General features: G+C 68.7%; 19 protein-coding genes. 12 read left to right on the top strand and 7 right to left on the bottom strand.

All coding sequences use genetic code 11. The features are described 5' to 3' along the window. Window positions 1-92: 92 nt before the first annotated feature. The 6 genes from WAS25_RS10470 to pyrH all read left to right on the top strand — a co-directional run bounded on the left by WAS25_RS10470 (window position 93) and on the right by pyrH (window position 4,531). Window positions 93-1,172, top strand: coding sequence for a hypothetical protein (locus tag WAS25_RS10470; RefSeq protein ID WP_422311793.1), 1,080 nt, complete (start codon window positions 93-95; stop codon window positions 1,170-1,172). A gap of 108 nt (window positions 1,173-1,280) precedes the next feature. Then, on the top strand, window positions 1,281-1,715 hold the full coding sequence (gene rplM / locus WAS25_RS10465) for a 50S ribosomal protein L13 (protein ID WP_422311791.1): 435 nt from the start codon (window positions 1,281-1,283) through the stop codon (window positions 1,713-1,715). Window positions 1,716-1,728: 13 nt separating this feature from the next. Next, a complete protein-coding gene (rpsI, locus tag WAS25_RS10460; protein ID WP_422311789.1) occupies window positions 1,729-2,121 on the top strand; it encodes a 30S ribosomal protein S9 in 393 nt (130 codons plus the stop codon). 139 nt (window positions 2,122-2,260) lie between these two features. Beyond that, window positions 2,261-3,013, top strand: a complete 753-nt coding sequence (rpsB, locus tag WAS25_RS10455) for a 30S ribosomal protein S2 (protein WP_422311787.1) — start codon at window positions 2,261-2,263, stop codon at window positions 3,011-3,013. An 82-nt stretch (window positions 3,014-3,095) separates the two neighbouring features. After that, window positions 3,096-3,746, top strand: coding sequence for a translation elongation factor Ts (tsf, locus tag WAS25_RS10450; protein WP_422311785.1), 651 nt, complete (start codon window positions 3,096-3,098; stop codon window positions 3,744-3,746). Between the two features lie 80 nt (window positions 3,747-3,826). Beyond that, window positions 3,827-4,531, top strand: coding sequence for a UMP kinase (gene pyrH / locus WAS25_RS10445; protein WP_422311783.1), 705 nt, complete (start codon window positions 3,827-3,829; stop codon window positions 4,529-4,531). Between the two features lie 13 nt (window positions 4,532-4,544). On the opposite strand, the gene WAS25_RS10440 is transcribed toward pyrH, so the two are convergent. Continuing rightward, complete coding sequence (locus WAS25_RS10440; protein ID WP_422311781.1) at window positions 4,545-7,064, bottom strand: PAS domain S-box protein; 2,520 nt, start codon at window positions 7,062-7,064, stop codon at window positions 4,545-4,547. Between the two features lie 45 nt (window positions 7,065-7,109). Between WAS25_RS10440 and WAS25_RS10435 the strand changes: the two genes are divergently transcribed. Next, window positions 7,110-8,447 carry an FAD-binding oxidoreductase gene (locus WAS25_RS10435; protein WP_422311779.1) on the top strand — a complete coding sequence of 446 codons (1,338 nt, stop codon included), beginning with the start codon at window positions 7,110-7,112 and terminating at the stop codon, window positions 8,445-8,447. On the opposite strand, the gene WAS25_RS10430 is transcribed toward WAS25_RS10435, so the two are convergent. Further along, complete coding sequence (locus tag WAS25_RS10430) at window positions 8,444-9,634, bottom strand: HDOD domain-containing protein (protein WP_422311777.1); 1,191 nt, start codon at window positions 9,632-9,634, stop codon at window positions 8,444-8,446. The two genes, WAS25_RS10435 and WAS25_RS10430, sit on opposite strands and share 4 nt — an antisense overlap. Before the next feature lie 118 nt (window positions 9,635-9,752). Here WAS25_RS10430 and WAS25_RS10425 point away from each other — a divergent pair, with 118 nt between their 5' ends. Together WAS25_RS10425 and WAS25_RS10420 are read left to right on the top strand one after the other, a co-directional pair. After that, complete coding sequence (locus WAS25_RS10425) at window positions 9,753-10,412, top strand: glycerophosphodiester phosphodiesterase (RefSeq protein ID WP_422311775.1); 660 nt, start codon at window positions 9,753-9,755, stop codon at window positions 10,410-10,412. A gap of 17 nt (window positions 10,413-10,429) precedes the next feature. Further along, window positions 10,430-12,559, top strand: a complete 2,130-nt coding sequence (locus WAS25_RS10420; protein WP_422311773.1) for a M28 family peptidase — start codon at window positions 10,430-10,432, stop codon at window positions 12,557-12,559. Between the two features lie 169 nt (window positions 12,560-12,728). Here the strand turns inward: WAS25_RS10420 and thrC are convergent, their stop codons facing one another. From thrC to WAS25_RS10400, 4 genes are all read right to left on the bottom strand, one after another. After that, window positions 12,729-13,997 (bottom strand): threonine synthase, encoded by a 1,269-nt coding sequence (thrC, locus tag WAS25_RS10415; protein WP_422311771.1) that lies wholly within the window; start codon window positions 13,995-13,997, stop codon window positions 12,729-12,731. After that, window positions 13,994-15,010 carry a homoserine kinase gene (locus WAS25_RS10410; RefSeq protein WP_422311769.1) on the bottom strand — a complete coding sequence of 339 codons (1,017 nt, stop codon included), beginning with the start codon at window positions 15,008-15,010 and terminating at the stop codon, window positions 13,994-13,996. The genes thrC and WAS25_RS10410 overlap by 4 nt, the downstream gene beginning before the upstream one ends. Continuing rightward, window positions 15,010-17,487, bottom strand: a complete 2,478-nt coding sequence (thrA, locus tag WAS25_RS10405) for a bifunctional aspartate kinase/homoserine dehydrogenase I (RefSeq protein ID WP_422311767.1) — start codon at window positions 17,485-17,487, stop codon at window positions 15,010-15,012. Before thrA ends, WAS25_RS10410 begins: the two co-directional genes overlap by 1 nt. A 221-nt stretch (window positions 17,488-17,708) precedes the next feature. Beyond that, window positions 17,709-18,995, bottom strand: coding sequence for an NTP/NDP exchange transporter (locus WAS25_RS10400; protein ID WP_422311765.1), 1,287 nt, complete (start codon window positions 18,993-18,995; stop codon window positions 17,709-17,711). A gap of 89 nt (window positions 18,996-19,084) precedes the next feature. On the opposite strand from WAS25_RS10400, the gene WAS25_RS10395 reads away from it, so the two are divergent. Beyond that, complete coding sequence (locus WAS25_RS10395; RefSeq protein WP_422311763.1) at window positions 19,085-20,209, top strand: SDR family oxidoreductase; 1,125 nt, start codon at window positions 19,085-19,087, stop codon at window positions 20,207-20,209. A gap of 64 nt (window positions 20,210-20,273) precedes the next feature. Here WAS25_RS10395 and WAS25_RS10390 read toward each other — a convergent pair whose 3' ends face one another. Next, complete coding sequence (locus WAS25_RS10390; protein WP_422311761.1) at window positions 20,274-20,702, bottom strand: CBS domain-containing protein; 429 nt, start codon at window positions 20,700-20,702, stop codon at window positions 20,274-20,276. Between the two features lie 244 nt (window positions 20,703-20,946). On the opposite strand from WAS25_RS10390, the gene WAS25_RS10385 reads away from it, so the two are divergent. Further along, window positions 20,947-22,470 (top strand): acyl-CoA carboxylase subunit beta, encoded by a 1,524-nt coding sequence (locus tag WAS25_RS10385; protein WP_422311826.1) that lies wholly within the window; start codon window positions 20,947-20,949, stop codon window positions 22,468-22,470. Window positions 22,471-22,511: 41 nt separating this feature from the next. Then, entirely contained in the window at window positions 22,512-22,853 is a 342-nt protein-coding gene (locus tag WAS25_RS10380; RefSeq protein ID WP_422311759.1) for an acetyl-CoA carboxylase biotin carboxyl carrier protein subunit, read from the top strand. The last annotated feature ends 25 nt before the right edge of the window (window positions 22,854-22,878 follow it).

The raw sequence follows: 22,878 nt of genomic DNA, 5'->3' as shown, positions 1-22,878 counted from the left end.
GATCTCCAGTGGCTGCCTCCAGCATTCCATGAAGAAGACCTCAGAGCATCCCCTTCCCCCTCCACGAGAAGGACGGGTAGACTCTCCGGATCATGTCCCCCCTGCTGATCCTCCGCGTCCACGCCGATCTGCGCCTTGGGCTGGGCCATGTGGCTCGGGCGCTGGCCCTGCAGGAGGCCTGGCGCGGTCTCGGTGGCCAGGTCTGTATTGCCATCACGGGCGACGAACGGGCCCGCCGCGTGGGCGGCGGCACCCACCCCTTCCTGGACCAGCCCCTCGCCTGCGAGGCGAGCTACCTCGGCGAGGCGCTCCACGCGCCCCTGCCCGAAGTGCTCAAGGCCCGCGCCGCCGTGGTTCTCGTCGATCAGTGGGACACCACGCCAGCCTTCCTCCAGGCCCTGCGGCCCCTGCGGGTGGCCGTCATGGAGGACGACACCGATGCCCACGAGTCGGCCGACCTCCTCTTTCAGCCCTTCCTCGAGGGCGTGCGCTGGCCGGACCATCCCGTGAAGGTGGTGGATGGCCGCAAGATCCGTCCTTTCGAGACGCGCTCCGCGGGCTGTCGCGTGCTGCGCGGATCCCACTTCATCGTGGTGGACAGGGCGGCCCTGGCCCTGCGGCCGAAACGAATGCCGCTGCAGCCCCTGGCCGTCCACAAGCTGCTGGTCACCTTTGGCGGCAGCGACGGCCCCAACCTGGCCCAGAAGGCCTACGACACCCTGGCCCAGCTCGCCGCCGAGGACCGCTGGCGTGGCGCCTGCACAGTGCTCGCCCCCAACGGCATCCAGGGGGAGCCCTTCCCAGGCTGCACCGTGGTCCGGGGCCTGCCGGGCCTCACCCAGCTCATTCCGGGCTTTGACGCCATCTGGTGCTCCGCCGGCGTCACCCTGGCGGAATCGCTCTGCATGGGCATTCCGGCCGCCGTCTGGGGCCAGAACGAACGCCAGCACGGCATCCTGTCCGATCTGGCCATGGCCAATGGCTGCTTCGACCTGGGCGTGGGCCCCGAGGCGGACCTGGCCATCGTGCGTGAGGCCCTGGCCCAGTGGCTGGGCCCCGAGGGCCAGGACAACCGCCAGGAGCAGGTTCGGGACGGCATGGCCCTGGTGGACGGCATGGCCGCCTCCCGCATCGCCCAGGAGCTGTGGCAGCTCGCGGGAAGCTCTGCCTAGAAATCCCGGCTTGACCCTCCGGGCTGTCAACGATAAGCTTTCCCTTCTGTGAATTCTCCGCCCATGGGGTGGTGTGTTTGCGGATCGATCGTGATTCCGGAGCAGGCCATGAGCACGTACTTCCCGAAAGCCAATGATCTCAAGCGTCAGTGGTTCCTGGTGGACGCCACCGGGATCGCCGTGGGTCGTCTGAGCACCGCCGTGGCGGATGTCCTGTCCGGCAAGAACAAGCCGACCTGGACTCCCTTCCTCGACACCGGCGACCATGTGATCGTCATCAATGCCGAGAAGGCCGTCCTGACCGGCAAGAAGGGCGTTCAGAAGATCTACCGCCGCACCACCACCCAGCCCGGCTCCATGAAGGAAGTCCGCGCCGAGGTGCTGAAGGCGACCTTCCCCGAGCGCATCATCGAGAGCGCCGTCAAGGGCATGCTGCCCAAGGGCCCCCTCGGCCGGGCGATGTATCGCAAGCTCAAGGTCTACGCAGGCCCCGAGCACGATCAGTCCGCCCAGCAGCCCCAGCTCATGACCATCCAGAAGTAGAGGCGAGGACCCCATGGCCATTTCCCAGAACTACGGAACCGGTCGCCGCAAGAGCGCGGCCGCCCGCGCCTTCCTGCGCCCCGGCACCGGCAAGATCACCGTCAACGGCCGCACCCTGGAGAACTATTTCCCCAATGCCGTGCTCCGCATGATGGTCCACCAGCCCCTGGTGCTGGCTGACCTCGACGGCAAGTTCGACATGATCATCAGCGTGTGCGGCGGTGGCCCTGCCGGCCAGGCTTCGGCCATCCGCATGGGCATCTCCCGCGCCCTGCTCGGCTACAACGACCAGCTCAAGTCCCTCCTGCGCGGCGCCGGCCTCCTGACCCGCGACCCCCGCATGAAGGAGCGCAAGAAGCCCGGTCGCAAGGCCGCCCGTCGCCGCTTCCAGTTCAGCAAGCGCTAGTCCGTCTCTGGAAGGGGGATCCTCGGATCCCCCTTCTGTTTTTCCGGCCCGCGAAAGCGGGCGATTCGGGCCGAGGGAACCAACCCAACGCCTTTCATCCCACCCGCGGCGCCTTCGCCGCTTGACCAGGGAGGCCAGCATGGCTGCCATCCAGATGAAGGAACTCCTCGAGGCCGGTGCCCATTTCGGACACCAGACAAAGCGCTGGAACCCCAAGATGAAGAAGTACATCTTCGGGGCCCGCAACAGCATCTACATCATCGACCTCCAGAAGACCCTGCGCCTCTGGAACACCGCGGCGAACTTCCTCACCAAGTCCGCCTCCGAGGGGAAGAACTTCCTCTTCGTGGCCACCAAGCCCCAGGCGCAGGAGCTCATCGCTGAGCAGGCCGCCCGCTGCGGCGCCTTCTACGTGAACAACCGCTGGCTGGGTGGCATGCTCACCAACTTCGCCACCATCAAGAAGAGCCTGGAGAAGTTCCGTGAGATCGAGGCCACCCTGGCCGATCCCGCCCGCACGGCCCTGCTCTCCAAGAAGGAGCTGCTCACCCTGAACCGCACCCGCCTGAAGCTGGAAGCCTCCTTCCACGGCATCCGCGACATGCGCTCGCTGCCCGACGTCATCTTCGTCATCGATCCGCACCGCGAGGACATCGCCGTCACCGAGGCCAAGAAGATCGGCATCAAGGTCGTGGGCATCGTGGACACCAACTGCGATCCCGACATGGTGGACTACGTGATCCCCGCCAATGACGATGCGATCCGCTCCATCCTGCTCTTTTCCGAGCGCGTGGCCGACTCCATCCTCGAGGGCCGGCATTCCTTCAAGGACAAGAGCGACAGCGACGAGATGAAGAAGATGATGGCCGAAAAAATGGAAGTCGAGGGCTAGACCCAACCCACCCATTCCTCAGCCATCGGTGGTCCACCCGCTGATGGCTGAAGCTTTGAATCCCCAACGATCAGGAGATGACATGGCATTCACCGCCCTAGATGTGAAGGCACTGCGCGAGAAGACCGGCCTCGGCATGATGGACTGCAAGAAGGCTCTGGAAGAGAGCAACGGCGATATGGAGCAGGCCAACGAGTGGCTGCGCAAGAAGGGCCTGGCCGCTTCCGCCAAGAAGGCCGACCGCATCGCCGCCGAAGGCATCGTGGAGGCCTACATCCACCCCGGCGGCCGCGTGGGCGTGCTGGTGGAAGTGAACTCCGAGACCGACTTCGTGGCCCGCAACGAGGCCTTCCAGCGCCTCGTGAAGGAGATTGCGATGCACATCGCTGCCGCCGACCCCGCGCCCCGCTTCGTCACCAAGGAGGAGGTCACCGCCGAATTCCTGGAAACCGAGAAGCGCATCGCCACCGAGCAGGCCCTGGCCACCGGCAAGCCCGCCAACATCATCGAGCGCATCGTCGAGGGCAAGATGAACAGCATCTTCAAGGAGGTCTGCCTCCTGGAGCAGCCGTTCATCATGAACCCCGACCTCACCATCCAGCAATACCTGTCCCAGCGCACCGCGGAGATCGGCGAGAAGCTCAGCATCCGCCGCTTCACCAAGTACGTCATGGGCGAGGGCCTGGAGAAGCGCAGCGAGAACTTCGCCGCCGAAGTCGCTGCCGCCAAGTAAGGTTTCCATCAACCGGAAAAGGGGCGGCATTCGTGCCGCCCTTTTTTTGGGCTAGGCTTTATCCAACCTCCGGGGTCCCCATGAAGTTCAAGCGCATCCTCCTCAAGCTCTCCGGCGAGGCCCTCATGGGCGAGCAGAAGGGCGGCATCGACCCCGCCGTGGTGTCCATGATCGCGGACCAGGTGAAGACCATCCGCGAGATGGGCGTGGAGGTGGCCCTGGTCATCGGCGGCGGCAACATCTTCCGCGGCGTGGCGGGCGCCACCAAGGGCATGGACCGCACCACCGCCGACCACATGGGCATGCTGGCCACCATGATCAACGCCCTGGCCCTGCAGGACGCCCTGGAGCACAAGGGCGTGCACACCCGCACCCTGTCGGGCCTGGAGATGCCCAAGGTCACCGAAACCTACATCCGCCGCCGCGCCACCCGCCACCTGGAGAAGGGCCGCGTGGTCATCTTCGGCGCCGGCACCGGCAACCCCTACTTCAGCACCGACACCGCCGCCGCGCTGCGCGGCAACGAGATCAACGCCCAAGTGGTCATGAAGGCCACCAACGTGGATGGCATCTACACCGCCGATCCCAAGAAGGACCCCACCGCCACCCGCTTCGACCACATCAGCTTCCAGGACGTGCTCGAGAAGGGGCTCAAGGTCATGGACGCTCCCGCCATCGCCCTGTGCATGGACAACAAGCTGCCCATCCTCGTCTTCGACATGAACAAGCCCGGCAATCTGGTGGCAGCGGTTAATGGCGAGCCAGTGGGAACGCTCGTCAACTGACAGTCGCCCCCAGCTAAGCCAAGACCTTCCCCACCGCGGCCAGCAGCTCATCCGCGCTGAAGGGCTTCCGCAGGAAGGGGGCCTTGGGATCCGGGGCGGCTTCGTTGAAAGCGTACCCGCTCCAGCGGATGACGGGACCAGAGAACCCCAGAGCCCGCATGTTCAGCAGGGCCTCTTCGCCCCCCAGCCTCGGCATGGTCAGATCCAGCAGCACGAGGCGCAGCTCATGCTGATGGGCCCGGACGTGCTCGACGGCCTCCACGCCGTCTTCCGCGACGAGGACTTCGAACCCGGAGCGCGCCATGACCCGCCGGGCGAAGTCGCGGATGCCCGGTTCGTCGTCGGCCACCAGCACGAGACCCGCTCCAGCCAGCTTCACGCGTGCCGCGATGGGTTCAGCGGCTTCGACCGGTTGGACCGTCCCAGTCTGGGCGGGGAGGTAGACCCGGAAGAGGGTGCCGGCCCCAGGTCGGCTCTGGATGTCCACGCCGCCGCCGTGTCCCCGCACGATGCCCTGCATGGCCGCGAGGCCGAGCCCGCGGCCCGTGAACTTGGTGGTGAAGAAGGGGTCGAAGATCCTGGCCTGGGTCTCCCCCTCCATCCCTGAACCCGTGTCCACCACCTCTAGGAAGACGAAAGGCCCGGGATTCAGGGCCTCGGCCACGCGCAGGCCGGGTATGTCGGACTCGCCGAGCTGCCGCACCCCGGAGCGCAGGGTCACGGTGCCCTCCTTCTCGCCGATGGCCTCCGCCGCGTTGGTGACCAGGTTCATGACCACCTGCTGCAGCTGGGCGGCATCCGCCGACACCAGGGGCAACGCCTCCGCCAGTTCGTATTTCAGGGTGATCGCTTTCGGGATGGACACGCTGAGCAGCTGGGCGATGTCCTGGACGAGTCGATTCAGGTCCAGCAGCTGGAACTGGACGGTCCCCCGCCCGGAGTAGGCCAGCATCTGCCGCACCAGGTCGGAAGCGCGCCGGCAGGTCTCCTCGATGTTCCAGAGGCAGGCCTGGGCCAGCTCCGGCTCGTTCACCGCCTCGCGCACCATGCCCGCGTTGCCCTGGATGACCGTCAGCAGGTTGTTGAAGTCGTGGGCCACCCCACCAGCCAGCAGGCCGAGGCTTTCCAGGCGCTGCGCCTCCAGCAGCTTGCGTTCGACCTTGAGCCGGGCCTCGTTGGCCTTCACCCGCTCCGTGACGTCGAAGGCCGTGCCCAGGCCATACATCCGGTCCCCGAGGGTCACGGTTCCAGCGGCGAAATCGATCCAGCGGGTCTCGCCCTGCTTCGTCCGTAGCCGGAACTCGTAGCGGAGGGGCACGGAATCACCCCGGAGCCGGGCCTTTGCACGCGCGGCCACCAGTTCCTGGTCCAGGGGATGGATCAGCTTGGAAAAGGGCAGACCCACGATCTCCCCCAGGGAGAAGCCCGTGATCCGGGCACCGGCCTCATTCATGTACTCGATGCGGTCAGAGTAGATGAAGATCGCACAGGAGGCGGTCTCCGCCACGGACCGGAAGCGGGCTTCGCTCTCCTGGAGCTGATGGGTCAGCCCTTCCAGCTTCGAGCGGCCATAGGCCAGGAACAGGGTCAGCCCGAAGGCTAGGAGGCTCGCCGTGGCTCCCCCGATGGCCACCATGATGGAACGGTCGCTACGGAAGCTGGACACCGCGGGAATGAACCCGACCACCAGGGTCCACTGCCGGCCCCCGACTGACAGGGGCACTGACCTAGAGCCCGGGCGCTGCACGATGCTGTCGCCGCCACTGGAGACACAGAGATCCCGGTCGTAGAGCAGGCCACCCTTCCGGCAGGAGGGATCGTCATAGATCTCCACGTCCAGGTCCGGGATCGGACTGGAGCCGTACATGGGACTGAACATGTCACCACTGTCGGCCAGGCAGACCACCAGCCCCTGGAAGCCGACGCGACGGGCCTCGGTGCCCATCGGCACGCTGAAATCCCTGAACACCGGGAGCAGGAGCGCCAGGAACCCCCTTGGCTCCCCGGGCAGGTCCAACCGCCCGGTGACGGCCAGCTCACCGGAATCGCGGGCCCGGCTGGCTGCCTCCTGGAAGCCGGGAAGCCGCAGCAGACCGGCACCATCGGCGCCCGAGGTGGTCCCCAGGCCCGGCGGCTCCAGAAGGGTCGCGGCGCCCCGCCGGCCTTCCAGGACGTCTCGCGGGAAATAGCCCATGAGCCGTGTCCCCGGAGACAGCCGCCGGGGTTCCAAACTCGTCACGAAAGCTCGCCAGTCCGAGGCACTGAGTTGGGGCCGGCCCACCACTAGACCCCGGGAGGCATGCAGCAGCTTGGTCTGTTCCTCGATGCGATGGTCCACGGCTTCCATGGTCTGGGCCAGGGCGGATTCCAACCGGCCAGCCTGAAATCCGGCCTCCTGCAGCCTCAGGGCGCGCCAGGCCCACGTCGTCCCCCCAAGCCCCAGCAACAGCACAAGCCAAGGCGTCACATGGCCCAGGATCTGCAAATACCGGCCCCGGTGGGCCCGGGGGGACGGCGCATAGGACGGAGACATGAGGGCCAGCTTACCTGGGGCCAGGCAAATCCGTCAGACTGAAGCATGGACGCATTCAAAGGACTGCCGGAGGCCAGGGTTATCTCGGATCCGAGTGATCTGGCGCCCTTCCTCCAGGACGAGTCTCACCTGCGCGGGATCCTGCCTCTGGCGGTGGTGAAGCCCCATGGCCCTGCGGCCCTCCGCGAACTGGTCCGCCGGGCCAAGGCCGAAGGCTTCGGGCTCGTTCCCAGGGGCGCCGGAACCGGCAAGGCCGGCGGCTGCCTTCCCACCGAACGGACCGTGGTGGTGGACTTCTCCGAGTGGCCCGGCGAGATCCAGGTGTCGCCCCAGGACCTCTGCCTCCGTGCCCCGGCCAGCGCGCCCCTCCGCGACGTGAAGGCAGCGGCCGAGGCCCGGGGTCTCTTCTACCCGCCGGATCCGAACTCCTGGGAGAGCTGCGCCCTTGGCGGCACCCTGGCCACCAACGCCGGCGGGCCCAATGCCTGCAAATATGGGATGACCCGCCACTGGGTGCTCGCCGTGGATGCCCTGCTCGAGGACGGCGAGCTCCACACGTTTGGCATCAGCAGCGTGAAGGCCAACGCCGGTCCCAGCCTCGGCCAGCTGCTCATCGGCAGCGAGGGCCTCTTCGGCTTCATCACGGGCGCCACCCTGCGGCTCACGCCCCTGCCCCGGGAATACACGACCCTGCTGCTTCCGGTGAAGCGCTGGGAGGACCTGCTGGAGTTGCCGGGGCGCCTCTGCGGCGCGGGCTACCTGCCCAGCGCCTTCGAGTTCTTCGACCCCGCCGTGCTGGCGGAGCTCCGCGCCCATGGCCCCGAGGAGGCCCGGCGCCTGCCTGGCGAGGCCCTGGCCATCCTGGAGTTCGATGACCGCGGCAGCACCTCGGACGCCTTCCTGGAGGGCCTGCTGGACCTGCTGGGTCCGGTGGCCGACCAGCTGGAGGTTGCCTCGGACGCGCGCCAGCGCCAGGGCATCTGGGCGGTGCGCCGCATGACCAGCGTCTTCCTGAAGGAACGCCACCCGAGAAAGGTCAGCGAGGACATCGTGGTGCCCCGCAGCCGTCTGCGGGAGTTCTTTGCGGGCGTGGGACGCCTCGACATTCCCGCGGTCACTTACGGCCACCTGGGCGATGGCAACCTGCACGTGAACCTGCTCGCAGCCGGGGAGACCGACCCCGCCCTGCTGGACCGCCAGCTCATGGACCTCTTCAGCCTCGCCATTAGCCTGGGCGGCACCCTCAGCGGGGAGCACGGCATCGGCCTGGCCAAACGCGACGCCTTCCTCGCCCTGAGCGACCCGGGCCACATCCGAACGCTGCGGGCCCTCAAGCAGGCTCTGGATCCGCAGGGGATCTTCAACCCCGGGAAGATGGTCTAGGCTGAGTTGCCGCCATCCATGGCCAAGCAGGTCTTCCACCGGGCGAAGCGCTCGGGATCACTCAGCACGTGCGGATGCAGACCCCACCGGCCATCGGCGAAGATGCCCGCGGTCTTGCCGCCGCCGTGGCGGGCATCGGCCAGGTGCAGCGCAGCCGAAAGGGGGAATCCTTCTCCATCCGGGGGCGGGGCATGGTGTTCGCGCACGGGCCGGCAGAAGGCGGGTGGCAGGCCCCATAGGTTGAGCAGGTGGGCGCCGACCTGGGCATGGTCCACGCCGTACGTGTCGTGCTCAAGCACGGCCAGCGGCGTCCTGCTGGTCTGGGCCTGCTCCAGGATGGCGCGGTAGCGGCCCGCCGGGTCCGTGGCCAGCACCACCAGCCCGATGTCGTGGAGCAACCCGGCGGAGAAGGCGAGGTCGGCGAGCTGCGTCTCGCCCTCCAGGATCACCAGCTTTCGGACCCCGGTGGCCACCTCGAAGGAGTGGAACCACAGCTTCTCCAGATCTAGGCCCTGGGGGCGTGGGGACTCCATGCTGGAGATGAGCCCCCGGAACAGCACCAGGGATCTCAGCGAGTCCACGCCCAGCATGGCCACCGCCCGACCCAGCTCCGCCACTGGGCGGTCCGAGGCGCAGTGGACCGAGTTGGCCAGCTTCAGCACCTGGCTCGCCACGCCAAGATCCTTGCGGATGAGGCGGGCCACCTCGTTCATGCCAGCATCCTCACGCTGCAGGAGTGCCACCAGCTCGGAATAGAGGCTCGGCAGACTCGGGATGCGCCCCAGGCCGCCCACGAAGGCGCGGACTGCCCGGACACTGGTCTCGTCGTCCTCGATGTCCAGACTCTCCACCACGCCGATGAGGAAATCCGGCTCCAGCGGCTTGATGAAGAGCCGGTGCAGGTCCCCCTCCGCCTTCTCCAGCCACTCGGCTAGGGGGTGCTCGGCCAGGGCGATGCGCACCGCCCCGGGCTGCGCCTCGCGAACGCGGTGGAGCAGGTCGGCGCCTTCCATATCCGGCAGCCCCATATCCGAAATGACGATGTCCACCGGATCACGGGCCAGCACCTGGACGGCCTCGGCGCCGGTCTGGGCCAGGAGAACCTCCCAGGTCCGATGGCGCTTCCAGAAGGCGCGCCGGAGCGCCTGGAGCAGGTCTCCATCACCATCCACCAGCAGGATCCGCATCCTAGATTCCTCTCAGGCCCCCTTCATCGGCTGGGCAGGGCCAAAGGTGGAATCCCGTGCGGGATCCCCCGGATCAGCGGGTTTCCAGGCAGAATCAACCTCTGCCCCGGGAGTCGCCATGCCCCCCACTCGTCCCCTCCTCCTCGGCCACCGGGGCCTGTCCTCGAAGCACCTTGAGAACAGCCTGGAGGCCTTCCGCGCGGCCCTGGCCGCGGGGATGGACGGCTTCGAGCTGGACGTGCAGCCCAGCCGCGACGGTGTCAGCCTGGTGCTCCACGACGAAGACCTCTCCCGCACCACCAAGGGCTCGGGCCAGCTCCGGCAGATGAAGGTGGCCGAGCTGCCCCTCCTGAAGAACGGCGAGCCCGTGCCCCGCCTGGCGGATGCCCTGGAGCTGCCCGCCAAGCTCATCAACGTCGAGCTCAAGGGTGAGCCCGGCTGGCAGCAGGCCCTGGCCACGGTGGAGGCCGCCGAGGCCCTGGACCGCGTGCTGTTCAGCAGCTTCGAGCACAGCGAGGTGCTGCAGCTGTGGGCCGCCTGCGAGACCGCCCGCTGCGGCTTCCTCTGGGAGACCGACGAGGCCCTGGACCTCACCGCGGAGGAGCTGGCCGACCTGCCCGCGGCCCTGTGGTTCCACCCGCCTCTGAAGGCCGTGAAGGCCCGGCCCGAGCTGTGGGCGCCCTATGCCGACCGCCTGGCCCTGTGGGGGATGAAGACGCCGGCTGAAGCCAAGGACCTGCCATTCAGCCCGGCGGTGCTCATCGCGGACGGGCTCTGACGCCGGCCGGCCCCGCGATGAACCTGCTGCAGCGTCCCCTCGCCACCCTGCTGCTGCTCGGCCTCATCACGGCCGGCGTGGTCCTCCTCCAGGCGCCACCGGAGCCGGTCCCAGCCAGCGCGCCCGCGGACCGGTTCTCCGCGGAGCGGGCCATGCTCCAGGTGCGCGAGCTCGCCCGGGCCCCACACCCGCTTGGCACGCCGGAGCATGACCGCGTCCGGGACCACCTGGTCGGGGCTTTCCGCCAGCTCGGGTTCGTCACCACCGTCCAGAAGCGGGTCGCCCGGCGCCTGGAGAGAGGTCAGGACCTGGTCATGGCGACCGTCGAGAACATCGTCGCCGAGAAGCCCGGCAGCGCCTCCACCGGCACGCTGCTGCTGGTCGCACACTACGACTCGCACGGCACCGGTCCTGGCGCGGGCGACGATGCCGCCGGGGTGGCCGCCCTGCTGGAAACGGCCAGGGCCCTGACGCCGGGCCGGAACACGCTCCGCATCCTCATCACCGACGGCGAGGAGGTGGGCCTCCTCGGCGCCCAGGCCCATGTGGATGCCATCGGGGAGAAGGTCCCCACCCTCGCGCTCAACTTCGAGGCGCGGGGCGGCGGTGGCCCGGTCTTCATGTTCGAGACCAGCGAGGGCAACCTGCCCCTGCTGCGCGCGTTCGCGGTGGCCGCCCCCAGGCCCCACGCCTCCTCGCTGATGTACGCCCTCTACAGGCTGCTGCCCAACGACACGGACCTGACCGTGCTCAAGCAGGCGGGGATGGCCGGGCTCAACTTCGCCTTCGTGGGCCGCTGGCAGCACTACCATACGGCGCTCGACACGCCGGATGGTCTGGACCGGGGCAGCCTCCAGCAGCACGGGGACATGGCCCTCGCCCTGGGCCGCCACTTCCTCGCCGCCGATCTCGGGGCCCTCACCCGGCCCGGCCAGGGCGAGGCCATCTACTTCGACCTGCTGGGCCGGGTCCTCCTGCTGTATCCCGCCACCCTGGCCTGGCCCCTGACCGGGCTGGCCCTGGGCGCCTTCGCCGCCCTGCTCTGGCGCCTCCGCCGCGAGCCTGGGATGTCGAAGGGCTTCCTGGTCGGCATGGGCCTCGCGCTTGGCAGCCTGGCCCTGGGCGCCCTCGTCGGTCAGGCCCTGGGCCTCGTGGTGACACCCTTCCGCGAAGGGATTCCCAACCGGGATCCCTACGGCGTGCGCTGGTTCGAGGCGGCCCTGCTGGCCACCGCGCTGGCCGCCCTGGCGGCCGTGTGGGGGTGGGCGCTCCGCCGCTTCGAGGGGCGGGGGCTCGCCCTGGGGGCCCTGCTCTGGTGGCTGCTGGCCCTCGTGATCGCCACCGCCTTCCTGCCTGGCGCCACCTACCTCCTGCTCTGGCCCCTGCTCTTCGCCATGCTGGGGCTCTGGTGGGAGCAGCCCTGGGTCGCCGCCCTGCCGTTGCTGCTGCTCTTCCCCCCGGTCTGGCACAACCTCGCCCTCCTGCTGGGCTTCAGCCTGCCGATCTTCCTGGGCCTGCTGGTGGCCTTCGGGCTGCTGCCACTGCTCCCGCTCCTTCGGCGGCTGTTCCAGACGCGTCTCTGGACGCTTCCCCTCGCTGGCCTTGGCGCCGCACTGCTCTGCTTCGCGGTCGGAGCCACCAGGACGGGCCCGCGCCTCAGCACCCTGGCCTACCTGGAGGACGCAGATTCGGGGAAGGCGCAGTGGGTGAGCTTCCACGCGCCGGATGCCTGGACCCGGCTGGTGATGGCCGTGCCCACCCGGGAGATCCGCTTCGGGGGCAGACACGCCTTTGCCAGCCCCGCACCCAGCCCCCGCCTCGCAGGGCCGCAGGCAATCCTGGTGGGACCTCAGCTGACCCTCTGTCCACCTGAGCGGGCCCTGGCCGTGGTCCTCACGGCAGATGGGCCCTTCACGGGGCTGAGCCTGGACGGGAAACCACTCCCGGCTTTCCGGCGGCTCCAGTGGTTTGCCCCGCCCGCGAGCCTCACCTTCGGGCTGGCACCCCAGGCGGGCTCTCGCCTGACCGTGGAGGTCATCCTGCCCGGCCTGCCACCCGGGACGCCGAGCCGTCCCGCAGGTCTGATCCCGGCCCCCGTGGATCCCTACACGGATACGAGGGTGATTCGCCGGGTCCTGGTCTTCTAAGGGCTGTTCGGGATCCGTGCCGCGTGTGCTCGGCCCCCACGACGGCGGATCAACCACTGCGCCAGTGGGCACCAGGTAGCCACGGCCTGGGTTGAGGCCTCTCAGGGCACCGCGGGCGTTGGCCAGAGGGTGCGCTCCTCGCCCTTCTGCGTCGCATTCGTCGCGCGCCTCAGCTCAAGCGGCGTCTGAGCGCCGCCTGATCCGGGGCCAGCGGCTCGCTGAGCAGCGGCAGCTCCAGCAGATCGCGGAGCGACTTCGGCAGGGGGAGCTCGCGGCCCAGGGCCGGGACCAGGGCCTCCATGAACTTCGCGGGATGGGCCGTGGCGAGGAAGATGCCCTGCTCGCCCTCGCGCAGGTTCGACTGAAGCACGTGATAAGCCACTGCGCCATGCGGGTCGGCCAGATAGCCCGTGCGATCCAGGTCGATGACGATCCGTTCCGTTTCCGCATCGGTGCAGCTGCCCCAGCGCAGGGCGGCGGCCATGGCCAGGTGGTCACCGCCGAACAGCGCGAAGATGCGCTCCCAGTTGCTGGGTGAGCCCACATCCATGGCGTTGGACAGCGTGGCCACCGAAGCCTTGGCCTGGTACACGCCCGTGTCGAGGTAGTCCGGCACCACCCGGTTGGCATTGGTGGCGGCCACGAAGGTGGCAATCGGCGCGCCCATCCGCTGCGCCCAGAGGCCCGCCGTGAGGTTGCCGAAGTTGCCGCTGGGCACGGAGACCACCAGGGGGGCGTCGCCTTCCACCTGCGCCGCGGCCTCGAAGTAGTAGAGCGTCTGCGCCAGGAGCCGCGCGATGTTGATGCTGTTGGCGGAGGTCAGGCCCAGGCGCGCCACCAGCTCCGCATCCTCGAAGGCGCCCTTCACCAGCCGCTGGCAGTCATCGAAAGCGCCGTCCACGGCCAGTGCCAGCACGTTGCCGCCGCAGGTGGCGAACTGGCGTTCCTGCAGGGGCGACACGCGGCCCGCCGGATAGAGCACCACCACCTGCGCGCCGGGCAGGCCATGGAAGGCCTGGGCCACAGCGGCGCCGGTGTCGCCGGAGGTGGCGGTCAGCACCGTGCGGCGGTGGCCCTCCCTGCCCAGGGCCAGCACGCGGGCCAGGAAGCGCGCGCCGAAGTCCTTGAAGGCGAGGGTCGGTCCGTGGAAGAGCTCCAGGGCCGAGCTGCGCCCGTCCACCTTTACCAGCGGCGCGGGAAAAGTGAAGGCGGAGCGCGCCAGCTGCTCGACCACGGCCCGGGGGAGCTCGTCGCCCAGCAGGCGGTGGAGGATCTCCGTGGCCCGGGCGGGGAAGTCCAGCTTGAGCAACTCGGGTACGTCGGCAAAGCGCGGCAGGGCAACCGGAACAAAGAGGCCACCATCGGGGGCGAGACCCACCTGCGCCGCCTCGACGAAGGTCGCGGCAAGGTTGGGCGTGCGGGTGCTGACCAGTCTCATGGGTGGGCCTCGCGCGACGGATGATGCGAACCAGGGGTGATGACGCGGGCGCCGTCGGGATCCAGGGCGCAGACCCAGCTCCGACTCTCCAGCCCGGCCCCGGTGAAGGCCCCGCGGATGGCGTCGGCGATGGCCACGGCCTGTGCCTCGTCCTCGGCCACGGCGAACACCGAGGGGCCCGAACCCGACAGGCTGCAGCCCAGGGCGCCGAGCTGCTTCGCCGCGGCCTGGGCCGCATGGAAGCCGGGCACCAGGGGCGCGCGGTGGATCTCCACGATGGGATCCCGCAGGCAGCGGGCGAGCAGCGCCCGGTCCCCACTATGGAGGGCCTGCACCAGGCTGGCCAGGTTGCCGGCGAAGTCCACCGTGGCGTTCCAGTCCGGGCGCTCCGGCAGCGCGCCTCGGCTCTTCGCCGTGGACAGCTGAAAGGCCGGATGCACCACCACCAGCAGCAGGTCCGCAGGCCAGGGCAGCCGGCGGGTGGCGGGCGCGCCGTCCCGCCCGGGCACCATCAGCTGCAGACCGCCCAGCAGCGAAGGCGCCACGTTGTCGAGGTGCCGGCCGCCGCTGGTGAGCCCCTCGGCCCGGCCCGCCAGGTCCAGCAGGTCGGAGCCGTTCAGGGGCTCGCCGCAGAGGGCCTGCAGGGCCACCAGGGTGGCCACGATGGAGCTGGCGCTGGAGCCCAGGCCACTGGCCACGGGCAGGCGCTTCTCCAGAGTGATAGCGAAGGGACCCACCTCCTCGCCCCCGGCCCGGACCGCCTCCACGAAGAGGTCGCGAACCCGCAGCGCGAGGTTGGGTCGGGTGTCGTCCGCCAGGGCCCCGGCGAAGGGACCCGTGACGCAGAAGGAAGACTCCTGCGCGTGATCCACCTGCACCAGGTCTCCGAGCAGGCTGCCGTCCAGAGGTGCCAGGGCGGCGCCCAGCAGGTCGAAGCCCGCAGCCAGGTTGCCGATGCTCGCCGGAGCGTAGGCCACTAAGCCCGTGGCGGGCAGGTCTGAGAGACCCGCCATCACAGCCTCCGGGCCGGGCGAGCGCCGGGGGGCACCAGCCGCAGGATGTCCGCCAGCACCCCGGCGGCCGTGACCTCGGCACCGGCGCCGTAGCCGCGGATGACCATGGGATGGGGCTGGTAGCGCTCCGTGAGCAGGGCCAGGGCGTTCTCGCCACCCTTGATGGCGATGAAGGGATGGTCCGAATCCACGGGCAGCAGGCCCACTCGGCAGCCGCCCTCGGAGAGCGAGCCCACATAACGCAGGGTCTTCCCCGCGCCCTGCAGCGCGGCCAGCCGCTCGCGGAAGGGCGCATCCAGCTGGGGCAGCCGCGCCATGAAGGAGGGGATGTCGCCCGTGGCGTCGAAGTCCGCAGGCAGCAGGCCCTCCACCACCACGTCGTCCAGTTCCAGCTCCAGGCCCAGCTCGCGGGCCAGAATGAGTAGCTTGCGGGCCACGTCCATGCCGCTGAGGTCATCGCGGGGATCGGGCTCCGTGAAGCCGCTCTCCTTGGCGCGGCCCACGGCCTCGGAGAGGGCCACGCCCTCGCCCAGCAGGCCCAGGATGTACGACATGGAGCCCGAGAGGATGCCCTCGGCCCGCAGCACGCGGTCCCCGGTCATGACCAGATTCTTCACCGTGTCGATGATGGGCAGTCCCGCGCCCACGTTGGCCTCGTAGAGGAAGCGCAGGCCCCGCTTCGAGGAGCGCGCCCGCAGCTCGCGGTAGAAGCCCTGGCTGCTGCTGTTGGCCTTCTTGTTGGCCGTCACCACATGGAAGCCCGCGTCGAAGATGTCGGGGTAGCGGGCGGCCAGCTCGCCGCTGGTGCTGCAGTCCACCAGCACGGACAGGGCGGGCGGTCCCGTGCGCACCGATTCCAGCAGCAGGTCCAGGTCCATGGGGTCGCCCTGGGCCAGCTCCTCCCGCCAGCGGGCCAGATCGAGGCCCTTCAGATCGGTCTTCATGCGCCGGCTGGTGGCCACGGTGGTGACCCGGAGGTCCAGGCCCAGACCCAGCAGCTGATCATGCTGGCGCTGGATCTGCCCCAGCAGGCTGCCGCCCACGTTGCCCGCGCCCAGCAGGTGCACGTCCACCACCACCTGGGTCTGGAAGAAGCGCCGGTGAATGTGGGCCATGGCGCGGGCGCCATCGGCCTCCTCCACCACGGCCGAGATGATGCGCTCGCTGGCGCCCTGGGCGATGGCCACCACGTTGCAGCCCACCTCCGCCAGGGCGTCGAAGAAGGTGCCCGCCACACCGGGGCGGGTGCGCATGCCATCGCCCACGATGCTGAGCACGGCGAGCCCCGTGCGCAGCAGCACCGGATCGATGAAGCCCGCCGACAGCTCCGCCGGGAAGGCCTCCTGGATGGCCGCCACGGCGCCCGGGCCATCGGCCCGGCGCACGGCGAAGCAGATGGAGAGCTCGGAGGAGCTCTGCGTGATGAGCACCACAGAGATGCCCCGGCGGGCCAGGGCGCCGAACACGCGGCCCGCGATGCCGGGCACGCCGGGCATGCCGGGGCCTGTGAGGTTCACCACCGTGAGGTCCCGCAGGAAGGAGAGGCCGCGGACGCCGCTGGGTGGCGGCGGCACCTCCTCGCGGATCACGGTGCCGGGGTGGAGGGGATCGAAGCTGCTGCACACGCGCACGGGGATGCCCCGCTCCCGCACGGGGGGGATGGTCTTCGGGTGGAGGACCTTGGCCCCGAAGAAGGACAGCTCCATGGCTTCCTCGAAGCTGGCCTCGGGCAGCGGGAAGGCCTCGGGCACCAGCGAGGGATCGGCACTGTAGAGGCCAGCCACGTCCGTCCAGATCTCCAGGAGGTCCGCCTTCAGGGCCGCGGCGGCCAGGGCCGCGCTGTGGTCCGAGCCGCCCCGTCCCAGGGACAGGATGCGGCCCTGGGCATCGCCGCCGAAGAAGCCCGGCAGCACCCAGAGTCCGCCCGGCGCCGCGATGACGGCGGCGAAGGCCGTCTCGATGTCCGCCATGCGGGGCCGGGCCTGCAGGGGATCGCCCTCGACCTTGATGTGCTCCACGGGATCGAGGTACCGGGGCGACAGGCCGCGTGCCTTCAGCAGGGCCGTCAGGATCAGGGAGGAGGCCCGCTCGCCGAGGCTGGAGACCTGGGCCAGCACCGAGGGTGGCCCCTCCTCCAGGAGGGCCATGCCGTGCAGGAGGCGGCGGCCCACGGCCTCGAGGCCCTCCAGCTCACCTCGCAGCAGGCCGGCCTCGGCGCCCAGGTCCACCGCCAGGTCCGCCACCACCAGGGCATGCCGGTCCCGGAACGCCTCGAGCAGGCGGTCGGCCTCCTCACGGTTGGGGACGCGGCCCCCGTGCAGCAGCAGGTTCGTGATGCCCGCCATGGCGGAGGCCACGACGCAGACCCGGTGCGTGGCGCAGGCGGAGGCCGCGAGGTCCGCCACGGTGCGGAACCGGTCTGCATCGGCCAGGCTGGTGCCGCCGAACTTCATGACGCGGATGGAGCTGGGCTGCATGGGCACTCCGGGGAAACGAAAAAGCCCCGCGTGGGGTTCGCGGGGCTGAGATCTGAAGGGTGGGATCAGGTCAGGTGCCCCGCACGGCAGTGTGCGTGGTGGTCATGCCAATGGTGTTGCCCATGCGGAAGCTGCCCTCGCCAGCGGGGCTGGCGGACCGGGACGGCATGGGGTTCAACGAAAACGGCATGTCCGCAATCATCCGGGAAGCCGCTGAAAAGTCAACCCGGATCCGCGGAGGCCTTCGCCTTCACGCGGCTTCCCAGGACCAGGCTGCCCCCGATCCACAGGCCCGAACAGCCCACCGCGGCAAGGCCCACGGGAATGGCCAGGGCCGCCAGGACCGTGGGTGCCCACACGCCGATCAGGTCCCCACCCCGGTAGACGAAGGTGTCGATGAAGGGCTTCGATTTGTACCGCTCCTCGGGCCCCAGGGGGATGTAGAGGAGCTCCCGGGCCGGGCGGTCCACCGCATAGTGCAGGCCGCGACGCAGCACCTGGAAGAGGGCCATGACGCCGAACGTGGGCCAGAGCCAGAGGGCGCCGAAGCCCGTCAAGGTGAGCACCGGAAGGATGGTCAGCACGAAGGGGATGCCCAGGGCGGTGATGAGGCGGCCCGTGAGGAAGACCTGCGTGGCCAGGGTGAGCACGTTCACCCAGAGATCAATGCGGGCAAAGGCGGCCGTGCGGGCGGCGGTGCCGCTGAAGGCCCGCTCCACGATGCTGCCCTGCTGCAGGTAGAGGAAGGTGCTGGTGATGGTGAAGAGCAAGATGTAGGCGCAGATGAGCTGCAGGTACCGGGACGTCGCGATGAGGCGCAGGCCTTCAAGCGGCCCCGGTCCCGGCTCCCGAACGCCATGGGCCACATCACCCAACTGGAAGAGGGTGGCGAGGCGCTTCACGCACTGCACCGCCAGTTCCAGAGTGATCATCGACAGCAGCAGCAGAGAGAGAGGATTCACCTTCACCTGCAGGCCGCCGAGGTGGAAGCCCTTCGCCAGGACACCTGTGAGCGCCGCCCCGGCAATGGCGCCGAGGGTGCCGCCGGTGGCGATGAAGCCGAACAGGCGCTTGCCCTGGCCTTCGGACCACACGTCCGACATCAGGCCCCAGAACACGGACACCACGAAGAGGTTGAAGACGCTGAGCCAGATGTAGAAGGCATAACCCAGGGCCGGGCTGCGGTGGGGCAGGAAGCGGAAGGCCAGGAAGAAGGCCAGCATGGTGAGGGCGAAGAAGCGGTAGACCCAGGGGATGAAGCGTCGCCGCGGCAGCTTCGACACCAGGGCGGCGAAGGCCGGATTGGCCAGCGCCATGGCGATCAGGGTGCCCGTCATGAGCCAGGGCAGCTTGTCTGCGCCCCGGGCGATGCCGATGGCCTCGCGGACGGGCCGCACCAGGTAGTAACCGAAGAAGATCAGGAAGAAGTAGGCCGTGGACCAGAGCAGGGCCGGGGCTTCGCCTTCGTCCAGCAGGACCAGGCGGCGGAGGAGGCGGGCGGGCGTCATGGGGATCCAAAAAGGCTGTTGCGGCAGGGACTGGAAGGAGTATATATCGATTCACGAGGTATCAACCCCAACCCACCGTCGGAGGTCCCATGACCGTCTCCCGCCGCGAGTTCATCCAGTGGTCCGCCGCTGCCACCACCCTTGCGGCAACAGGACTCGAGTTGTCCGCCGCCCCGGCCGTGAAGCCCAAGCGCATCCTCATCCTCGGAGGCACCGGCTTCCTGGGGCCCGCCACCATCGAGATCGCCCAGGCCCGCGGCCACCAGGTGACCATGTTCAACCGCGGCAAGACGCGCCCCGACCTCTTCCCCGGCGTGGCCCGGCTGCACGGCGACCGCGACCCCAAGAAGGGCGATGGCCTGAAGGAGCTGGAGACGGGCACCTGGGACGCCGTCATCGACAATAGCGGCTACTACCCGCGCATGGTGGGGGCCTCCGCCGCGCTGCTGGCGCCCCGGGCCAAGCAGTACCTCTACATCTCCAGCATCAGCGCCTACAAGGAGCCGAACCCCGAGAACGGCACTGAGGACGCGCCCCTGGCCTCCATGCCCGATCCCACCCTCGAGACCATGGGCAAGAGCTACGAGTACTACGGCGCCCTGAAGGCCCTCTGCGAGCAGGCTGCGGCGAAGGCCATGCCGGGCCGAACCGCCATCATCCGCCCCGGCTACATCGTGGGCCCCGACGATCCCACGGGCCGCTTCACCTACTGGCCCGTGCGCTTCGACAAGGGCGGCGAGATCGCCGTGCCGGGCGCGCCCACGGATCCCGTGCAGATCATCGACGTGCGGGACCTGGCCGCCTGGCTGGTGCACCTCGTGGAACAGGGCACCACCGGCGCCTTCAACGCCTGCGGCCCCGAGAAGAAGCTGCCCTGGGGCGACCTCATCGCCGCCTGCCAGAAGGCCGGCAACCCAAGCGCAAAGCCCGTCTGGATCCCCGCCGAGTTCGTCGTCAAGCAGGAGGGGGTGGACTTCCCCATCTGGGCTCCCTACGTGGGCGAGACCAAGGGCTTCTCCACTTGGCGCAACGACCGCGCCGTGAAGGCCGGCCTGACCTTCCGCCCCGCCTCCGAGACCGTGAAGGACACCCTGGCCTGGTACAAGACCCAGGAGAAGGTGGAGAAGGGCCGCAACAAGCTGGCCGGCCCCGCTGCCGACGCCGAGGCAAAGTTCATCGCGGCCTGGCGGGAGTCTGCCAAACCCAAGGGCTGAGGCAGTGGCTTGCAGGAGAAGGGCCCAGCAGCTGCTGGGCCCTTCCCGTCCATGAGCTTGCGATTCAGTTCTGGATGTAGGACACCAGCTGCTCGATGGTGAACTTCTGGTGGGAGATCATCTCCTTCACCAGGTCGCCGATGGAGATGATGCCCAGCACTTCCCGGTTGGCTCCGATCACCGGCAGGTGCCGCACGTGCTTGTCCGTCATGAGCGCCATGCACTCCTCGACGGTCTGGGCCAGCGTCACGCAGCTGAGTCTGTCGCTCATGATCTCCCGCACCGGGGTGTCCTTGGAGGCCTTGCCCTTCAGGACGACCTTGCGAGCGTAGTCCCTCTCCGAGAAGATCCCCACCAGCCGACCCTGGTCCAGCACCAGGAGGGCGCCGATATCGAACTGCGCGAGCAGGTTCAGCGCGGTGAACACGGTGTCTTCGGGCCCCACGGTCACGGTGGGCGGCTTTGCCTCGATCAGCTGCTTCAGTGGCCTCATCGTTGACTCCGCAGCCCGGCCATCCGCCGGGGTGAAAGGGTTGGTGGAGATGACTATACGGCGAACCTGGACAGACCGGGACACCCGATTTCAGGACCGCGGGCATCCAAACTTTGATCAATGCCGCAACACCCTCCTGGCATAGTCTATTTGCGATGCGACAGTCATCTTTTACAACGGTTCACCGAAGCCTCGCCAGCCTGACCAACCTCCCCGAGGAATGTCCATGTCCCTGAAGAAGAAGATGAAGGACCACGCCACCAAGCACGCCGAGGCCACCGAGCCCCACCCCGCCGCGGCGGCGAAACAGGCCGCCCAGGGCAAGCTGCAGGCCCGGGAGCGCATCACGGCCATCCTGGACCAGGACTCCTTCCACGAATACGACCTCTTCGTGGAACACAAGTGCTACGACTTCGGCATGGAGAAGAAGCAGCTGCCGGGCGATGGCGTCATCACCGGAACCGGGACCATCCTGGGCCACCCCGTGGCCATCTTCGCCCAAGACTTCACCGTGGCTGGCGGCTCCCTGGGCCTGGCCCACGCCCGCAAGATCACCAAGATCATGGACCACGCCATCAAGCTGGGCATCCCCCTCATCGGCATCAATGACTCGGGCGGCGCCCGCATCCAGGAGGGCGTGAACTCTCTGGCGGGCTACGGCGAGATCTTCTACCGCAACACCCTGGCTTCGGGCGTCATTCCCCAGCTGTCCATCATCCTGGGCCCCTGCGCGGGCGGCGCGGTGTACTCACCGGCCCTCACGGACTTCGTGTTCGTCGTGGACAAGATCTCCAAGATGTTCATCACGGGGCCCGAGGTCATCAAGACCGTGCTGGGCGAAGAGATCTCCATGGAAGACCTGGGTGGCGCCCGGGTCCAGGCCGAGATGACCGGCAATGCCCACTTCTATGCCGAGAGCGAGGCTGAGTGCTTCGAACAGGTTAAGCGTCTGGTGACCTACATCCCCTGGAACAACCGGAAGAAGGCCGACACCTTCAGCGTCATCCCCTCCCGCAGCGAGGTGGACCTGGAGCACATCATCCCGGCGGAATCCAACAAGCCCTATGACGTGCGGGACGTGATCCGGGCCGTGTGCGATGGCTCCGACTTCATGGAGGTCCAGGCCCTCTGGGCGGCCAACATCGTGGTGGGATTCGCCCGCATGGACGGTCGCACCGTGGGCATGGTCGCCAACCAGCCCGCCGTGCTGGCGGGCGTGCTGGACGTGGACAGCTCCGACAAGGCCGCCCGCTTCATCCGCTTCTGCGATGCCTTCAACATCCCGCTGGTGACCTTCGTGGACCTGCCGGGCTACCTGCCGGGCATCGACCAGGAGCACGCAGGCGTCATCCGCCACGGCGCCAAGCTGCTTTACGCCTACAGCGAGGCCACCGTCCCCAAGATCACCGTGATCCTACGCAAGGCCTACGGCGGCGGCTACATCGCCATGTGCTCGCGGCACCTGGGTGCGGACTTCGTGTTCGCCTGGCCCTGCGCCGAGATCGCCGTCATGGGCCCCGAGGGCGCCGCCAACATCATCTTCAAGGGTGAGATCGCCGCCGCCGCCGATCCCGAGGCCTTCCGCCGGGAGAAGGTCAAGGAATACACGGAGAAGTTTGCCAGCCCCTACGTGGCCGCCGCCAACGGCCACGTGGACGCGGTCATCGCCCCCCACCAGACCCGGGACTTCTTGCTGCACGCCCTGGAGATCAGCGCAGAAAAGCAGGAGCTCCGGCCGGACCGGAAGCACGGCGTGCCGCCCTTCTGAGGCCCGCCCCGCCCTCCCCTGCACCCCTTTCCCGAGATGCCATGACCCCCGCCCAGAAGACCGCCCGCCAGACGATCCGCCTGAACGACACGGCGTACGAGACCACCCTCACGAAGAAGTACGCCCAGCGGAGGCCCTACCAGCCCAAGGATCCCAGCCGTCTCACGGCCATCATTCCGGGCCTCATCCTCGAGCCCATCGCCCAGCCCGGCGAGCAGGTCCGCCGAGGCCATGATCTCCTGATCCTGGAGGCCATGAAGATGCAGAACCACATCACGGCCCACGACGACGTCACGGTGAAGGCCGTCCATGTGACCCCCGGCGAGACGGTCACCAAGGGCCAGCTGCTGATGGAGTTCGAGCCGGGTCCTGACGCTTTGTAAATCCCAGGCCCCACTTGGTCTTTTC

The sequence above is a fragment of the Geothrix sp. genome (genome assembly GCF_049292215.1).
In the GTDB taxonomy this organism is placed as follows: Bacteria; Acidobacteriota; Holophagae; order Holophagales; family Holophagaceae; genus Geothrix.
The sequence above is the reverse complement of the archived record's forward strand: the minus strand, read 5'-3'. Positions and strand labels throughout refer to the sequence as shown.

Bases quoted from the DNA above. Each gene is read 5' to 3' on its own strand.
- WAS25_RS10470 (WP_422311793.1), top strand. From the start codon at position 93: ATGTCCCCCCTGCTGATCCTCCGCGTCCACGCCGATCTGCGCCTTGGG.
- rplM (WP_422311791.1), top strand. From the start codon at position 1,281: ATGAGCACGTACTTCCCGAAAGCCAATGATCTCAAGCGTCAGTGGTTC.
- rpsI (WP_422311789.1), top strand. From the start codon at position 1,729: ATGGCCATTTCCCAGAACTACGGAACCGGTCGCCGCAAGAGCGCGGCC.
- rpsB (WP_422311787.1), top strand. From the start codon at position 2,261: ATGGCTGCCATCCAGATGAAGGAACTCCTCGAGGCCGGTGCCCATTTC.
- tsf (WP_422311785.1), top strand. From the start codon at position 3,096: ATGGCATTCACCGCCCTAGATGTGAAGGCACTGCGCGAGAAGACCGGC.
- pyrH (WP_422311783.1), top strand. From the start codon at position 3,827: ATGAAGTTCAAGCGCATCCTCCTCAAGCTCTCCGGCGAGGCCCTCATG.
- WAS25_RS10440 (WP_422311781.1), bottom strand. From the start codon at position 7,064: ATGTCTCCGTCCTATGCGCCGTCCCCCCGGGCCCACCGGGGCCGGTAT.
- WAS25_RS10435 (WP_422311779.1), top strand. From the start codon at position 7,110: ATGGACGCATTCAAAGGACTGCCGGAGGCCAGGGTTATCTCGGATCCG.
- WAS25_RS10430 (WP_422311777.1), bottom strand. From the start codon at position 9,634: ATGCGGATCCTGCTGGTGGATGGTGATGGAGACCTGCTCCAGGCGCTC.
- WAS25_RS10425 (WP_422311775.1), top strand. From the start codon at position 9,753: ATGCCCCCCACTCGTCCCCTCCTCCTCGGCCACCGGGGCCTGTCCTCG.
- WAS25_RS10420 (WP_422311773.1), top strand. From the start codon at position 10,430: ATGAACCTGCTGCAGCGTCCCCTCGCCACCCTGCTGCTGCTCGGCCTC.
- thrC (WP_422311771.1), bottom strand. From the start codon at position 13,997: ATGAGACTGGTCAGCACCCGCACGCCCAACCTTGCCGCGACCTTCGTC.
- WAS25_RS10410 (WP_422311769.1), bottom strand. From the start codon at position 15,010: ATGGCGGGTCTCTCAGACCTGCCCGCCACGGGCTTAGTGGCCTACGCT.
- thrA (WP_422311767.1), bottom strand. From the start codon at position 17,487: ATGCAGCCCAGCTCCATCCGCGTCATGAAGTTCGGCGGCACCAGCCTG.
- WAS25_RS10400 (WP_422311765.1), bottom strand. From the start codon at position 18,995: ATGACGCCCGCCCGCCTCCTCCGCCGCCTGGTCCTGCTGGACGAAGGC.
- WAS25_RS10395 (WP_422311763.1), top strand. From the start codon at position 19,085: ATGACCGTCTCCCGCCGCGAGTTCATCCAGTGGTCCGCCGCTGCCACC.
- WAS25_RS10390 (WP_422311761.1), bottom strand. From the start codon at position 20,702: ATGAGGCCACTGAAGCAGCTGATCGAGGCAAAGCCGCCCACCGTGACC.
- WAS25_RS10385 (WP_422311826.1), top strand. From the start codon at position 20,947: ATGAAGGACCACGCCACCAAGCACGCCGAGGCCACCGAGCCCCACCCC.
- WAS25_RS10380 (WP_422311759.1), top strand. From the start codon at position 22,512: ATGACCCCCGCCCAGAAGACCGCCCGCCAGACGATCCGCCTGAACGAC.